The sequence below is a fragment of the Mucilaginibacter sp. SG538B genome (assembly GCF_013376065.1).
In the GTDB taxonomy this organism is placed as follows: domain Bacteria; phylum Bacteroidota; class Bacteroidia; order Sphingobacteriales; family Sphingobacteriaceae; genus Mucilaginibacter; species Mucilaginibacter rubeus.
In genome coordinates, this window is sequence record NZ_JABMJI010000003.1 from 480,531 (window position 1) to 496,203 (window position 15,673).

The 15,673-nt window shown below is 43.4% G+C and carries 12 protein-coding genes; all 12 read right to left on the bottom strand.

Annotated features, from left to right (window positions below; all coding sequences use genetic code 11):
• Positions 1 to 20: 20 nt before the first annotated feature.
• Positions 21 to 1,715, bottom strand: coding sequence for an RICIN domain-containing protein (locus FHW88_RS18025; protein ID WP_176627393.1), 1,695 nt, complete (start codon positions 1,713 to 1,715; stop codon positions 21 to 23).
• A gap of 129 nt (positions 1,716 to 1,844) precedes the next feature.
• A complete protein-coding gene (locus FHW88_RS18030; RefSeq protein WP_255485367.1) occupies positions 1,845 to 4,184 on the bottom strand; it encodes a GH92 family glycosyl hydrolase in 2,340 nt (779 codons plus the stop codon).
• 402 nt (positions 4,185 to 4,586) lie between these two features.
• Positions 4,587 to 5,645, bottom strand: coding sequence for an alpha/beta hydrolase (locus FHW88_RS18035; protein WP_176627394.1), 1,059 nt, complete (start codon positions 5,643 to 5,645; stop codon positions 4,587 to 4,589).
• 144 nt (positions 5,646 to 5,789) lie between these two features.
• Positions 5,790 to 6,203 (bottom strand): SRPBCC family protein, encoded by a 414-nt coding sequence (locus FHW88_RS18040; protein ID WP_176627395.1) that lies wholly within the window; start codon positions 6,201 to 6,203, stop codon positions 5,790 to 5,792.
• 3 nt (positions 6,204 to 6,206) lie between these two features.
• The gene (locus tag FHW88_RS18045) at positions 6,207 to 6,710 is read right to left on the bottom strand and encodes an SRPBCC family protein (protein WP_176627396.1); all 504 of its coding nucleotides are present in this window, start codon (positions 6,708 to 6,710) and stop codon (positions 6,207 to 6,209) included.
• Entirely contained in the window at positions 6,707 to 7,027 is a 321-nt protein-coding gene (locus FHW88_RS18050) for an ArsR/SmtB family transcription factor (RefSeq protein WP_090527244.1), read from the bottom strand. Before FHW88_RS18050 ends, FHW88_RS18045 begins: the two co-directional genes overlap by 4 nt.
• Before the next feature lie 50 nt (positions 7,028 to 7,077).
• Positions 7,078 to 7,458, bottom strand: coding sequence for a MauE/DoxX family redox-associated membrane protein (locus FHW88_RS18055; RefSeq protein ID WP_176627397.1), 381 nt, complete (start codon positions 7,456 to 7,458; stop codon positions 7,078 to 7,080).
• 130 nt (positions 7,459 to 7,588) lie between these two features.
• Positions 7,589 to 8,788, bottom strand: a complete 1,200-nt coding sequence (locus tag FHW88_RS18060) for a Gfo/Idh/MocA family protein (protein ID WP_176627398.1) — start codon at positions 8,786 to 8,788, stop codon at positions 7,589 to 7,591.
• A gap of 10 nt (positions 8,789 to 8,798) precedes the next feature.
• Positions 8,799 to 9,806: an FAD:protein FMN transferase gene (locus FHW88_RS18065; RefSeq protein ID WP_176627399.1), complete on the bottom strand. Its 1,008-nt coding sequence runs from the start codon at positions 9,804 to 9,806 to the stop codon at positions 8,799 to 8,801.
• Between the two features lie 211 nt (positions 9,807 to 10,017).
• Positions 10,018 to 10,773 (bottom strand): DUF6882 domain-containing protein, encoded by a 756-nt coding sequence (locus FHW88_RS18070; RefSeq protein ID WP_176627400.1) that lies wholly within the window; start codon positions 10,771 to 10,773, stop codon positions 10,018 to 10,020.
• A 419-nt stretch (positions 10,774 to 11,192) separates the two neighbouring features.
• Positions 11,193 to 13,322 carry a family 20 glycosylhydrolase gene (locus tag FHW88_RS18075; protein ID WP_176627401.1) on the bottom strand — a complete coding sequence of 710 codons (2,130 nt, stop codon included), beginning with the start codon at positions 13,320 to 13,322 and terminating at the stop codon, positions 11,193 to 11,195.
• 96 nt (positions 13,323 to 13,418) lie between these two features.
• Complete coding sequence (locus tag FHW88_RS18080) at positions 13,419 to 15,620, bottom strand: alpha-galactosidase (protein WP_218117234.1); 2,202 nt, start codon at positions 15,618 to 15,620, stop codon at positions 13,419 to 13,421.
• Positions 15,621 to 15,673: the final 53 nt, after the last annotated feature.

The following is a 15,673-nucleotide window of genomic DNA, read 5'->3' on the forward strand; positions in this document are numbered from 1 at the left end:
CAGCAAAAAATAAATTCAAACTATAAACCCACCAGGCTGTACGGAACCCTTACTGCTTTTACCTGGTAAAAGTTAGGATCCTGGTTATTATTTACGCAGGTGGTTGTGCTGCAGCTGCCGCCATCACCATTATAATTAAGGCAATAGGTAACAAGCAATTCGTTATGTCCGTTTATAAACTCAGCGTGGATGGCCGGGGTATAGTACTTTGCCAAATGGCCCTGGTAAACATCATTGATGGTGAAAACCATTTTAGGCGCAGTGAAAGGCCCCTTAGGACTATCGGCCGTTGAAATATAAATGTTATGGCTCGCCGGATCACAAAAATAGCCCAGGTCCATTTGCATCATTACATATTTATTGTTCACTTTTGATATGGTCACATTTTGCTGCGTGGTATTGCCCGCACCTACGTTTATAGCTGCCGCCGAAGCGGTTGTACGGGTTGACGACCATGAAGAGCCTGTCCAGAACGACCAGTTAGACGGGTTACTTACCGGGAAGCGGGCCAGGAATACATTGGACGTATTGAAGAAAACGCTTTTGCTTCCGTAAACATATACCGAGTCGTTAGTAGCGTTTTTAACCATCCCGTTTGAAAACCCGGTTTCTGTTTGGCCCGACATGCCCGCAGGTGTTAATCGTGCGGCTGTACCCCAGTTAAGTCCGGATGTATTTTGAGTTAAGTCATAAAGCACCTGGTTTTCGGGCGTAGCACCGTTGGCCGATTCAAATGTGTAAAGATAAACGTGGCTACCGGCCTCAATTCCCGCGCCGGGCCAGCGGTAGGTTGAGTTATGATCGCCCGGGCTTTCAATGATCTCCATGCTGTTTACCGGCGAATTATTGGTAGTGATATTTGGCGTAAGGGATTGATCCCAGCTGTGACTGGCCGGCTGCAGCAGGGCCGAATTATGATACTTAAAAAACTGGCAATATAACTGTCCGTTACTTTGAAGCTGTGACGATTCATAGGCATCCTCAGTTATCCAAAGCACTTTTCCGTTGTTGGCCCCATAGGTAAGCGGGATACTTTTTCCCTCATCAAAAGCCACGGTGCCATTGGTACGGTGAAAAAAATTCACGACATCATCGTCGCGGTAAGCCTCGGCTGTAAGCCCGTTAAGCAGCCAGGTTTGCGCCGTATTCCCGGCAACAAATACTTCCTGGGTAATAGGCGTACCATTAGTGGCAGATGATCCATGATTGGTGACCGCAAGCCCATTACCCACATTAATAATTTTATAAACGCCGGTACTTACTGCCTGAATATACCATTGCTGGGCATTGTTGGTGTTGGCTTTATCCTGCCATAAGCCTGTACCGGGATTCGTGGTGGCCAAGGGTACTTCCAGATATTTACCGCTGGCTACGTTCATGATCTTAAATTTGGTGGTGCTGGTTATAGCGCCGCTGCCCTGTTGTACAATTATCCATTTTTGGTTGGGAGCCGTGGCCGTACCACTGCCCGAGTATTGGTTTTGCTGCGCACCGGTGCCATCGTTAAGCATACCGCTGCTATTAATTTCAATAGCTTTACCGCTTAAAACGTTGGTGATAAAAAAGGTTCCGTATGAGCTTACCGGCGATCCGCTGGTTAGTTGTACGGAATCTGTGCGTACAAAAGGTTTGGGGTATTTAACGGCAGCTTGTTTACTGCACGAGGCCAGCAAGGCCATGGCCGTCATGGTACAGGTGAACAGGTTTGTTTTCATAATTTGGTTTGGTTTATAATTTGGTTTGATGTTTGGTCGGTGCTATAAAATCATTCAATTTATAAAATCGATTTAGCAATTCTATATAAAAAACCTGCTCATCTTTCCTTTACTCATATCCCTAAATTATTAGATCCCCCAGTTTTTATTGGGTGTTGCGCCCATACTTAACTCGAGCGTACCGCCGGCAGCAATATCCTTATAATCTATATAGCATTTATTGTAAGCTTTGCCGTTAAGCTTTGCCCCCTGTATATAAATATTTTTTGCCGAATTATTATTGGCGATGATGGTAAAGGTTTTACCCTTTGCGTATTTAGGATCAAGCTTTAACGATACTTTATTGAATACCGGACTGGTGATCTCCTGCCTGGTATCGCCGGGACAAACCGGATGCAAACCACTCGCTGCCAATACATACCAGGCCGACATCTGCCCGACATCTTCGTTGCCTACCAAACCCTCTACGGAATTTTTATAAGCCCGGCGGCAGATCTCACGGGTCCATTTCTGGGTAAGCCATGGAGCGCCCAACCTATTATATAAAAATGGAACATGGTGTACGGGCTCATTGGAATGATTGTAGTAATCATTCCACATCATGTTATCGGGCGTTTTTTCAAAAAGATTATTCAGATCGGCTATTACTTTTTCCCTGCCGCCCATCAGCTTTGCCATACCATCAACATCCTGCGGTACAAACCATCCCTGCTGATAAGGGTTGCTCTCAATACAGCCGTACCATTGTTTAATGCGCCCCTCCGCAGGCCATGGAAGCCAGTTGCCGGTACTATCCTTAGGCCGGAACCAACCTTTATCCGCATCAAAGATGTTTTTAAATGCCTCTCCCCTTTCGCCGTATTTTTTTACGTCTTGTGTTTTGTTAAGCGCTTTTGCAAGCTGTGCAATGCACCAATCGTTATAGGCGTATTCAAGCGTATAGCTTATGCTGCCACCACCCGGAGTAAAACCCTTATCGCCATTGCCAAATTTTTCAACAGTGCTCACCGCTAATTTATAGGCATCTGGTATATTATAATTACGGATGCCTTTGGCATAAGCATCGGCCAATACAGCTACAGCCGGATTGCCAAGCATACAACCGCTATATGCATTCAGCAGTTCCCAGCGCTCCAGGTAATCTTTCTTCTTTTCATTGGCAAGCGTAACCAGCGAATTAACCAGGTCATTAACCAGCGAAGGGTTAATAATGGTTTGTAAAGGCATCTGGCTCCTGAAAACATCCCACCCGCTAAATATGGTGCGTTTTTTAAATATTGTAGTATGATGCACCTTGCCATCGCCGCCCATATATTGCCCGGTAACATCGCTTACAATGCGGGGATCGATCATGGTGTGATACAGCGCCGTGTAAAACACCGTTTTTTGCTCATTAGTGCCCCCCTGGATACTGACTTTTGATAAGGCGTTATTCCAGAGGTTAACGGTATGCTGATGAACAGCATCGAAATTCCAGTCCTTTATTTCGGCTTGTAAATTGGCTTTGGCACCGGCTATGCTTACAAATGAGATACCCGATTTAAGCAACACCTGTTCACCGGCTTTGGTAGCAAACTCGCTATAAAAACCAAGGTGCTTTCCCTGCTTTTCCTTCAAGCCTTTAAGGATCTCAGCATTAGCTACGCGTTCCTGGTATTTATCGCCGGTAACGTCGTCCAGCTTACGGCCCCAGTCGCTTGGAATATCGGCACTCCAAACGCCAAAATTTTTAAGCGGCTTGCTGAATTGGGTATAAAAATATACTGTATAATCTGCATGACCGTCACCATTGCCCCAGCCGCCACCCTCAGGGGTGCATTTCATAAAGCCCTCAATAGTATGGTCATCAACTACTTTTACATATTGCAGCGTTGACGTTCCCCCTACCCTCCGGGCCAGATCAATCTGGATACGCGATTGTTTATTTTGTGGAAAGGTAAAGCGCAACATACCGCTATGAGGGGCGGCAGTGGCTTCGGCCTTGATATGATTATCAGTTAGCAGAACACTGTAATATCCGGCCGATGCTTTTTCAGTGCTTTTATCGTAAGCAGAACGATATCCAACCCCTTTAGTGCCTGGTTTACCGGCACTGGTTTTAATTGGCCCTGCTGTAGGCATTACCAAAAAATTCCCCAGATCGCCATACCAGCCAATGCCACTCATTTGGGTAAAGGCAAAGCCTTCAATACTTTTATGTTCATAGCTATAGCCCGAGCCATTGTCGCCTCCGGTTATGGTGTTTGGGCTTAACTGTACAAGCCCGTAAGGTGAGGCAGCGCCCGGAAAGGTTTTACCTAAGCCATGGTAAACCCCTGCCCCATCGGCACTGGTGCTGGCTCCTATAAAAGGATTAACATAGGAAGCCGCATTTTGCGCTTTCAGCACTGTTGCCGGAATAGACAACATACCCGTGGCAAATACGGTTATTAAACATTTTTTTAAGGCTGGCAGCGTAGTTATGTTCATAATAGTAGTACCGGATAGAAAGCTTCGTTTACCGTAAGTTTTTTTTGACAGATAAACCTTCAGAACTAAAATTGACCGGTATTTATTAATTGGTTATTGCACGACCAAATTATATAATAAAATCGATTTAGCAAATTTTTGTTAATTTTATTTTTTAGGCTTAGCTGTGTTTAAATTAGCGACTTATTAATTATTCAATAAAATTCATTGCCGTTGACTTCAGTCAACGGAATAATGCAGTAAATTTAAGGGGCTTTAGCCAAAATACCATCTGAATTTGGCTAAAGCCCTCTCCTCATTGGCTATTTTACCGTTGGCTGAAGCCAACGGCAATGAATAAATCACTCTTTAAACAGCTTCTTAGAAATACTTAATGGCTTCCCTTAATATTACAATGCTGTATTACAACCATTTGCTAAACCAATCCAACGTCATTTTAAAATGTTCAGGCGTAGATGTATGGAATAGCTTTGGCGTTACATCGCGCATAATCTTATCGGTTGCCCCTTTCGATTTATATGCTTGTATGGCCGAAGCGTAAGCTATGTTTGCTCCGGGAAGCGGGCAATTGGGATCATTTTCTGTGCCTACAATCAACATGGCACGGGGCGCTATCAATCGCAGCAGCGAAGGGCAATCAAACTCGCCGGTGATACCGGGTAATAGTTTATCCCATACAGCCTGTACATTACGCCTGTTTAAGACCGAATCGCCAAGGTCTTTAGCTGCCTGCAAATGCGCTCCCCGGATAGTACCTGCACGCCCCTGCCATTTATCATTATCTAACGACCATTTGAAACTTTGGACTGCAATATCCAGCACAATTACTTTTATCCGCTTATCTACTGATGCCGCAAGCCATGTTTCCATCCCTCCCATGGATATGCCGCCCATACCGATGCGGTTAGCATCTACATCAGGCCTGCTTGCCAGGTAATCGGTTACCCGCCAAAGGTCAAAAGCGGTATCAAACAAAAATGGATGGGCTTGATGTGCTTTGTCCTTATTTTCCCAGGCAGCGGTGGCAGCTGCTACGTATTCCTTTGAGCCATGTGCGCCTCCGGCAATGCGTTCGCCATGAAAGCGGGCATCAATGGCTACGCCCATGATCCCTCTTTTAACCAATTGGTACAATATCTTTTTGTTGTCCTCCTTTTTACCGCCTGTACCGTGCAAAAAAATTACAGCGGGATATAATTTCGTGCCGGCAACAGGTTTGTAAATCAGGATAGGTACCCGCTCATTCTTTTCGCTATAGATAAAACCGTGTTCTATAATAACTGAATCTGTACGAGTGATAGTAAAAGATGGACTTAACGGAACACGAGGCCTTTCCAGCAGTTTTTTAAAATCAGCGCCAACCTTATCAACAGGAGGATAATTTATTTGCTGCGCAAATGAAAGCAAAGAGCATAACGATAATGTAATGCCGACACAAAGCACTTTGATCTTAAACAACATAACATGATTGATTTACCTGTACAATGTATAAAATATACAGCTTAATGAGTGTAACAATACTAACATGTAATAAAAAGCACAAAAGCTGAATGTTTCCATCCAGCTTTTGTAAAACTATCATTAACGACAACTTTCCTGAGCACGTTAATTTTCTTCGGCGTATTTCTTAAAGTTGTTGAGTATCGCCTGCCAGCCGTTTTTCTGCATTTCAAGGGGATTTTGATCTTCAGGATCGAAAGCTACCTCAACTTCGGTTTGATCGCCATGCGCTTTGAAGGCAACAGAGGCCTGCCTGCCGTTTGGCATGGTATAGGTAAACTTTTCGCCATCAACAATTTCGTCATAAGTTGCTTCAAAGTCAAAACCGAAGCTTCCATCTTTCGCTTCCATTCTTGCCGAGTATTTTCCGCCTACCCGCATATCATTTGATGCAGAAGGACATTGCCATGAAGGATCTGCAAAGTTCCATTTTGTAATGTGTTCGGGATTGGTGTAATAATTCCAAACTTTTTTAGTATCTGCATCGACTGTGGCGGTAACGGTGATCTTGTCGCTCATTTTTTACTTTTTTAAGGTTAATAATAATTGATCCAATTTTTCGAGGGTTGCCATCATTCCCTGTTCCATACCCATCTGGATAACAGTTTCCAAATCTGAAAGCGATTTGTAAGTTACAATGGTTTCTACCAAAGCGTTTTCTCCTTTATCGGTAAAAGTTACAAGCCACTCCGCGCGGGGAAGATCCTTATTTATTTCACCTTCTGCATTACAGAAAGCATCTAATGATGTATAGTAATCAATAGGTTTGATTTTCAGATAATCTGTCCATCCCCAGTATTCTGTACCATTGGGCTCTACCATGGCATAGTGCCAGTGGCCACCTTCGCTAAAATCCATTGATTTGGTTTTGGTGGTTAAGGGCGCTGGCGCAAACCATTGGTCAAGCAATTCCTGCCGGGTGTAACAATCCCAAACCAGTTGCCTGTCGGCTAAAAACTCACGTCTGATGGTCAGCGTATTTTTTACTTTGTCGGCAATAAAATCAAAGTGCAAGTTGTTTTTCATTTTTGTTGTTTTTTTAAGGTAGCTAAAAGGTTATCGAGTTGCAGGAACCGAGTTTCCCAAATCTTACGGAATTGCTCCAGCCATTTGTCTATTTCTTTCATTTTGTCAATCTCCAGTTGATAGTAGATCTCACGCCCTTGGTGTTCCTGTTTCACCAGTTCGCATTCGGTCAAAACCTTCAGATGTTTTGAAATTGCCTGCCGCGTAGTGTCAAAATGCTCGGCGATGGCATTAGGTGTCATTGCCTGTAAGGCGATTAAGGCGATGATAGCCCGCCGTGTAGGGTCGGCAACAGCCTGAAAAATATCTCTTCTCATTGAAGTACTATTTACGAACCGGTTAATAAGACCGCCGGTTCATTTAAAACTTATTTCCTGATCATGGGCAGGTATTTTTCCCAATTGTCAATAATTACCCAAAGAACAATTGCGATCAATACTAATACGATAGGTAAACCTGATGGGGCCATACTAATATTAGCCAATAAAATACCGGTTAAAAGAGGTACAAGTACTAATGCGCCGAGCGCCCTGGTTCTTGGGATAATCAATAATACACCGCCAAGGATTTCCATGGCACCCACCAGCGGCATTAGCCAGCCTATTTGCATAAAGGCCTGCCCCGCTTTCACCATTTTTTCGGGCATTTCTTTAGGCATGGGCATGTAATGAAAAAATTTGTCACAACCGGCGTTGATAAACATTAGCCCGGTTAACAGGCATAAAACAAATAGGATTTTAGTTTTCATGGTTTGGTTTATTTAAATAAGAAACTGATTGGTTGCAAATATATGCGCAACTAATTGGTTTCACAAATTTATTTTGATTTTTTTAGTTATAAACACAAAACCCCGATATCTGCGATATCGGGGCTTCTAATTATCCTATTTTATAACTGTTATCCCAGTTGCAGATCTTTTTGCTGTACAGCGCCTGGTTGCCCAGGTGCACACTGATGGCGGTGCGGGCTCCCGTGAATACATTACTATCCGGTAGCTCATTATGCTGTATTTTTTGATAAAAATCGTTGAATGCATACCAGGTACCATCTTTCGTCGCCTCGGGCAGAATGGGTGTGCCTCCTTCTTTATTCCATACAATACGTGTTGCACCGGTTACGCCGTCTACAGTCCCTTTTTCTTTCAATAGTTTTTTCTCGGGGTAAAACATGCCCTGATCAGTTAGCAGGGATACAGTACCCAGGGTACCTTTAATCTTGAAAAGATAGCCGTCATGCGCATTGCCGCACATCGCGCCGAAATTACCGATCAGGCCCAGGTCTGGGTAACGTAACATCAATTGTACGTTATCATAGGTCTCCCTGCCATCTTTAAACACATCTATTCCACCGGTGGCAAAAAACTCCTGCGGATGGGTATCAAAAACCCAGTTAATAAAATCAATCTGGTGCGAAAGCAGTTCGGCCGCCAGTCCGCCCGAATATTCTTTGTACATGCGCCAGTTGATGGCCCGTTCCAGTGAAGGATCAGGCACCGGGCGGCGCCAGTTGCCATTGCGGTCCCAGCGGCAATCTACTTGCGTTACTTTGCCCAGGTAGCCTTTATTGATCATCTCTTTAACCCGGTAATATAAAGGCGAATAGCGGTACTGGTGACCAACCTGCAGCACCTGGTTGCCGCGCCCATGCATCAGGCTCACAAGCTCAAGCGCTTGGTCAATGGTATAGGTCATCGTTTTTTCCAGGTATAAATGTTTGCCCGAGCGGATAACATCAGCAGCCACAGCGTAGTGCAGGTACAGCGGAACAGCGATGATGATCGCCTCCACTTGCTTATCATCAATTAATTTACGGTAATCCGTATATATTTTTACCGAACCTGGCTTAACCAGCTTTTGTGCCGCTGTCAGCCTGAAATCGAGCACATCGCATAAGGCAGTAATATGGAACTGATCGGGCATTCCGTTAAGGATATTCATAATCCCGGTACCACGGTCTCCACAGCCGATCACCGCAATTTTAACAGGATCAGCTGCCGGCTGCAGTGCGCTCAAGCTTTGGTTTAGCAATAGTCCCCCTGTTAGCAGGCTTGTATTTTTCAAAAAAGTTCTTCTCTCCATTTATCCAGTTTTATTGTTGATATCCTTTAAAGTAAGTTGTAACCGTATCTGCTATACGGCCATCCGGCTTCCGGTATACAATATAAGCACCCAGATCCTTCCGGTTTTTCAGAAAGTTCAATGTGCGTTTTAATCCCATTGTCATAAACCCGTTATCATAACCATCCGCTGTTATTGCATCTTTTGCATAAACGGTAACGCTGATCATTTCGTTTTGAATTGGATAACCTGTTAACGGATCCATCAGGTGCGAAACCTGTTTGCCGCCTGCTTCATGATGTTTGCGGTAATTGCCGGATGTAGTAATGGCGCCATCCCCCGGCTCAATCACTTTCCGCATCGGGGCCGGATTCAGGTCATCGCCACTGATGCCTTCAATGCCCACCTTAAACGGTTCGTTTCCGGGTTTATGGCCTTTAATGCGTAATTCGCCACCCAATTCGATGAGATAGTTATGAATGGAATGCTGTTCCAATAACGAAGCCAGCAGATCGACAGAATAGCCCTGCGCGATGCCGTTGAGATCCAGTTGTACTTCCGGCTGGGTTTTGTGTAAAAAAGTACCTTTCAAACTGATTTTATCTGCTCCTACATGATGAAGGAGGTTTTGTACTTCTTTCCGATCGGGGTCATGTGCCGGTTTAATTACACCAAATCCCCAGGCATCAACCAAAGGTTTCACTGTGGGGTCAACCAGCCCCCCGGTTGCGTGGCTGATCTGCAGCGCACGGGTGATCAGCACACGAAAAATCTCATCTATACGGATACCTTTTGCAGAATGGTTGAACCGGCAGATAAGCGAATTAGGCTGATATAAGGACACCGACTGATCAAAACGCTTTAACAGGCTGTCCGTTTGCGCTGTATTCACCAGGCTTTCGGGCGCATAATACACGATACTATATGTGGTACCTTGTGCATACCCCTTCAGTTCGAAGCGGCGGAGCGGCTCCTGCTGTACGAAAGCACAGCATATCAAAATAAAGACGCAAGGATACGCCAGTAAGGTCGTTTTCATAGTCAGATAGCCAAATGTAAGCATTCAGCCGCTTTTTCATCTCATTGCGTGAAATAAGCATAGCGATCATCTGCGGTGCCGGGAGTATTTGTGAAAAAAATGGAGGTATTTGTTGGATCTGTGCGCTTCAAAGTATTTCCAGAGAGAGTCAAGCCGGATATTCAAATCCATTCTACAGTAAGCTCAACCTATGAATATACAATGGAGTTGTTCAATCTCTCTGGTTCCTGTCTTTAATTTCAAAATAACATTGATTGCAAACAACTTTAATGTCTGCGAAAGCCATTGCGTTATCAGTCCACTCGCCGTCTCTGAGCCTGATCTTTTCGCACTCATCACACCATGCCTGATAGTCATCATCAGGATCAAATGATGGATGGGAATCGAAAGCCTCATGGAAACCAATAGATTTATTACTAATTAAATGCTGACAGACAAATGCAACACGATCAGACACATGTGTTTCACAATCGATATACTTATTTTTGAGATCGTTGTATTCTGCTTGTGTTAGTTCATTAGTAAAAATAAAATACATAAACAGATGATCGTGCGGTATGCGATATGAACCAATCGCGTTTAACAATTTTGCCGAAATCGCGGTCATTTCCCAACCTGTATATTCATCCCCTTCAAACAGACCTTCAATAAGCTGTTCAAAATCGTTTTCTAATCCGAAAGCTTTCACTTTTTCCAAAGAACGGCTGACGTGTTTGGGGGTGGTAATGTTATCCCAAGCCCATTTCCAGGTGTTGTCTTTGGTTGAAAATGAACCAACATCAACGTATTTAAAATACAAATTTCTTTCATTGTCCGATTTGAAATGAAATGCACCAACGCCATGGTCGTAAAACCATTCATCATAACTATCAATATCATACAACTTCATAAATTCAGGTTGTAACGACATTAGATGTGTTACACATTGACTTTTAAATTCTTCAAAATCGTGTTCCTGTGACAGCATAGAACGAATTAATTTTAAGTAAACTTAAGATTTTCAACAATAAAAAAAACGTAAGCAAAACATACGTTCAACTTACTATTTTTCTTTTCGTACTCAATCCCGATCGCCTCACGAACCAATTTTTAGATGATCTGAAACAGTTGCCGTTCTATTTGATGATTGCGGTCGATCTAAAATTTCTAAGCCGTTTTCAATTAAACCTTCATCGGTACAACAAAAAGGTTAATAGTTGTTCTAATATCTTCGCACTGTATGGATAACCTGCGTATAAGGAAAACCCAATTTAGCATCAGAGGCTCATCTTTTTTACACCCCAGCCAATAGTAAGCTGTATTTCGTTCTACCTTATCATCAAATTAAAACGGCTGGCTATAAACAATCAATACCAGCTATTTGGAATGGTAACCTATTTTCTTTAATTAATCGATTAATAGCTTAGCATTTAAATACAACGCCATTATTTCATCTCTGTTCAATATCCGGCCGAATACTTTTATATTAGTTAAAAACGCCGGAGCTGAAAGATGGCCGCAGCTGCTTCCTATAGTTTTTAGCGGACAAATGAATTGCTTTTCTACAGATTCTGTTTCTTTACCATTGATATATAAAGTACAGGTATTATGTCCGCCGGTCAAAGTTATTTGCGTCCATTTATTTACAGGGACAGTGCCATTAAATACCTGCCGGTAAAAATCTTCACCCTCACCTGCGTACTCTTTATAGCCAACAGTCCGGGCAATACCTAAACCGTTCTTGCCTGATTTTTTATCTTTAAGGTTTAGGAAAATTGTTCCGTAGGGCGATTCGAACAGTACCGTCGTTGTATCGCGGGTATCTGTTTTTTTAACCCGGAAGCTCAATGTCCAGGGTTGTTCTAATTCGTCGGCTGGTAAGTTTAGCCGAACAAAATCATGCTGATCAAGCGCTAATACAGATTTTGATTCATAACCAGCCAAAGGTTTTATTAACTGTTTATTTACAGCATCGGGTAAAGTATTTTCTTTAAAATCGACGTCAATGATTGGATCACTGTTTTTGGAAGCATCCAGCAGCCTTGTATCATTTACTTTCGGTACGTTTTTCAGGCCGTCAACTCTCCTTATAAATTCATCAAAAGTGGGTGACATTTTATTGCCCCATAGTTTTTCGGCCATTACGGGTAACGCCACCGCAACCTCGTCTGCCGTTTCATGATAGGTAAAACCCATTGGCCCAAGATCATTCCATACATGCAGCTTCGCCCCTAACAAATCAGGTTCGCCCGGGTTTAGCTGCTGGTTTGGCCCGAAATCATTCGGTGCCCATTTTTCATACAAAAACTTATTATCTACGCCATAGTAATTTGTACCCGGAACAATATACAGCCACCCGTCAGTTGATTGTACTACCTGGTGACCCGCTTTAATCTCCTCCTTCGCATTATTACCCAACCACATATCAATCATTATATTGCTATCAATAGGGGTAAATCCCGGCATTTCGTTGTATCCGGACCATATCATTACTTTTTTCCCTTTAGCACCTATGTATCTGTTGAAATGATTGATATAGTTACAAAAGCCTGCTGCAAAAGCCTTGCGGTCTTCTGTCGTAGTAGCCTTTTTAAATCTGTACTCATCAGTTCCGATATGGAAATAGGGCGATGGAAATAAGGGCACAAATTCATCGAAGATCTTTTCCATTATGGCGGTCGTTTTGGGATTTAATACATCCAGTTGCCCGTCCTGTAACTTCTCATTTTTTAGCTCGGGGGCAATATCCAAAATACTCATGGCATGGGCGGGCGCATCAATTTCCGGGATGATATTTATGCCGCGATCTGCGGCGTATCGTATCAATTCCCTGATTTCCTGCTGTGTGTAAAACCCATCTGTTGATGTTAGCTGCGGATATGTTTTGCTTTGGATCCTGAAAGCCGCGTAGTGCTGCCCGTGAAAAGCCTGATCGTTTAAATGCAATTGTAATTGATTCATTTTATACCAGCTCATGCGGCATATGTAATCTTTCAGCTGCGATACCGGGAAAAATTTCCGCCCAACATCCAGCATAAATCCCCTAAAAGGATAGGCAGGGAAATCTGAAATAGTATAACAAGGAATACTTTGCTTATCGGTGCTCTGTTCAATTAACTGCAACAAAGTTCTGGTTGCATAAAAAACACCCGCCTCGTCCATTGCCTTTATAATAACCTTATCCGGTTTGATTTCCAGGTGATAAGATTCTTTTTGGAGTTGGGTTAAATGACGCCGCGGTTTGATTTTTATGATGATATCATTCTTCCCTCCTTTTGCCTTTAACCCGGCTTGTTGCTCCTTGCTTCGCAACGCAGCCAGGTCTTCAAGGAATATTGCAACAGTTTTTTGTGTTGATACAGATGGCTTAAATTTAAATACCGTAGCAGAATTGATAATGAAGCTGCCGCTACCTGCCTGCCACTGATGAACCGCCGGTATAATATTCGGCGCAATGTTATTCACCTGGGCGTGCAGGCCCGATTGTATTAAAACAAAGAACGTGATGTACGTGATTAATTTTTTTGTTGAGATCATTCAAATGAATTTCGATGTGGTTGTAAATAACAATTAAGAAAACTGGAGGGGTAATTTTGTTGCTTCTCCGGTGGTTTTAACCATATCCGTAGCCATTTATTCAATAGTAAACCATGTATAACTCTCGGGCGCTATATTGAAGGTTAGTGTGATCTCATATTTCCTGTTAACAGGATACCTTTTAGCTACCCCTCCCTTTTCCCTGAGCAGGGCCGAACTTGTTAAACCTGTGTAGTACAGGGGTACCTTAATGGTTCTTGTGATCGCAACTTTAAGCGGGTTGTAAAGCATGATCATTCCTTTTGTACCTAGTTTCGGGTTCACATGCAGCAAACCATCCCAGTCCCTGCCGTCGGCCCGGCGAAGATGGATAATATCGGAGTTAAGGATGCTGCGATACTTTTTATACCAGTCAATTACACTTACCACCATCTTGCGGGTAGCCTCGGTATCATACAATCTTGGGCCGCGGTAACAGGCCTGGACTCCCGCCCCGTAATATTGCACCATCAATTGTTCATAATCTTTCAAATGATCCGAAAGCGGTTCCAGCACGGCTTCGGGGCCACCGCCCTGATACCGGGTAAGCGGTACAAATCCCCAGCCCATGGAAGGGGTCTTTTCCCAGGTACCATCAAAAATATTCTGACGGTTCAGGATCATTTGCTGATCACGAGGCAAAGAAAAATTAACTTCCCGGTAGCCTAAGGCAATTTTATTGGTGCCATCCAGAAAATACCAGTCGGGAGCGTTTACATAAACACCGTGCTCATTGCACCAATGATATAAACCTTTTTGCAGTTCCATTTGCTGCCATTGGCTATCATCCAGGTTTTTATGGCCGGGATGTGTAGTTGACGCACAAACGTCGCCGGGATAAGGGCCGTCATTTTCAAAAATATCGAACCCGGTTTTACCAATAAAGTATTTTAATTTATCCAGATAGGCCAGGCCCCATTTGCTGCCCAAACAAGGGGCATTACCAAAGAACGCAGCCACATCCGGCTTTTTTGTTACCGGATCGATCACATCATCTTCATCACTGATCCGCCTCGAACTAAATAAAGAATAGCCCCCTATCAGGATGTGTTTACTATGCGCGTAATTTGACAGTGTTTTCCAGCGTTGGATGTTGACAGCCGAGCTGTCTTCCATATTGCAATGGCTTCCAAAGCTGAGGATCAGGGCTTCATATCCTGTCGCCGCGCATTGGTCTATAGCCTTTTTTACATCATCATCGTTACGGCTTACGAGGTGCATGAAGATGGGATTTTCTGTTGTCCATGGAGCTATAGTGCTGTACATTTTCCTGATAGCCAATCCCCTCCTTTCGCGGTCATAACTATCCATCAGTAACTCATAAGTACGAACCGAGTTAAAAACCTGCCCCTTTCCCAAAGCTATACCAGTAGCCTTTTCCGGATATACCTCCAATAAACACGGCGTTTGGTAATTATAATTTACCTGTGATGTATAATTGCTATCGGCTTTCCAATGGGTAGTTTGGTCGCTGATATCATATCGCATAGAGTTGTTGAAGGCATAATTAGTCTCCAAATAGAGCCCGTGCTGTTTTTCCATTTGCGCCGGCGAGCCAACTACGGCACTCTCCTCCTCTACCGTTGCAAGCACCTCATTTATAACCCTGTTTAACGTTATCGCTTTATTTCCTTTATTCTGAACCGAAAGCCATTTTACCATAAGAGGAATATTATTATACAGTTCATAATGTACAGTAACAAGCAGATCTTTTAAACCGTCAACATTTGATTTATAGGTAAATGACAGCATTTTACCGGAGCCAGGTGCGGTATTAAGCGCCCATCCCCGCGGTTTCCAACGGATGTAAGGAGGAATATCCGTTACCGAAAACGATTGAAACTGAAAATCATTTTCATTGCCTTTGAATCCGCTTACCCATTCGGGCAGCAGATAGGCATTCTCCTTTTGCCCGTAAAGGCCTCCGATATTATATTCCCTGCCATCAACAGTTAACTTCGCTTCGGGCTTTACAGCCCTCAGCAATTGCTGGCCGTTGCTCATATTGCTGTAATCAATGCAGGCCACATTTTGCTGAATCCGGAAGGTCCTTTTTACTAAACCATTGCTCAAAATAATGTTTTTACCATCAGCATAAACATCGGCTTTTTGCTGAACCGGGTTTACCAGCCAATCCTGAGAAAGGATCGGCCTGTTATTTTCCTTCCAGACAGGTAATTTATTATTCGCTTCTTGTGAACTGGCGATGTTGATGATGCCCCAAAAAGCAATCGTCGAAAAAAACAGCTTTCTTTTCATTTATTTCTTTTCAATTTGTTCCATATTTTAAAAGCAACACTATACGGGCAACC

Excerpts from the sequence above, each read along its gene's own strand:
- FHW88_RS18025 (WP_176627393.1), bottom strand. The coding sequence starts at position 1,715 with ATGAAAACAAACCTGTTCACCTGTACCATGACGGCCATGGCCTTGCTG.
- FHW88_RS18030 (WP_255485367.1), bottom strand. The coding sequence starts at position 4,184 with ATGAACATAACTACGCTGCCAGCCTTAAAAAAATGTTTAATAACCGTA.
- FHW88_RS18035 (WP_176627394.1), bottom strand. The coding sequence starts at position 5,645 with ATGTTGTTTAAGATCAAAGTGCTTTGTGTCGGCATTACATTATCGTTA.
- FHW88_RS18040 (WP_176627395.1), bottom strand. The coding sequence starts at position 6,203 with ATGAGCGACAAGATCACCGTTACCGCCACAGTCGATGCAGATACTAAA.
- FHW88_RS18045 (WP_176627396.1), bottom strand. The coding sequence starts at position 6,710 with ATGAAAAACAACTTGCACTTTGATTTTATTGCCGACAAAGTAAAAAAT.
- FHW88_RS18050 (WP_090527244.1), bottom strand. The coding sequence starts at position 7,027 with ATGAGAAGAGATATTTTTCAGGCTGTTGCCGACCCTACACGGCGGGCT.
- FHW88_RS18055 (WP_176627397.1), bottom strand. The coding sequence starts at position 7,458 with ATGAAAACTAAAATCCTATTTGTTTTATGCCTGTTAACCGGGCTAATG.
- FHW88_RS18060 (WP_176627398.1), bottom strand. The coding sequence starts at position 8,788 with ATGGAGAGAAGAACTTTTTTGAAAAATACAAGCCTGCTAACAGGGGGA.
- FHW88_RS18065 (WP_176627399.1), bottom strand. The coding sequence starts at position 9,806 with ATGAAAACGACCTTACTGGCGTATCCTTGCGTCTTTATTTTGATATGC.
- FHW88_RS18070 (WP_176627400.1), bottom strand. The coding sequence starts at position 10,773 with ATGCTGTCACAGGAACACGATTTTGAAGAATTTAAAAGTCAATGTGTA.
- FHW88_RS18075 (WP_176627401.1), bottom strand. The coding sequence starts at position 13,322 with ATGATCTCAACAAAAAAATTAATCACGTACATCACGTTCTTTGTTTTA.
- FHW88_RS18080 (WP_218117234.1), bottom strand. The coding sequence starts at position 15,620 with ATGAAAAGAAAGCTGTTTTTTTCGACGATTGCTTTTTGGGGCATCATC.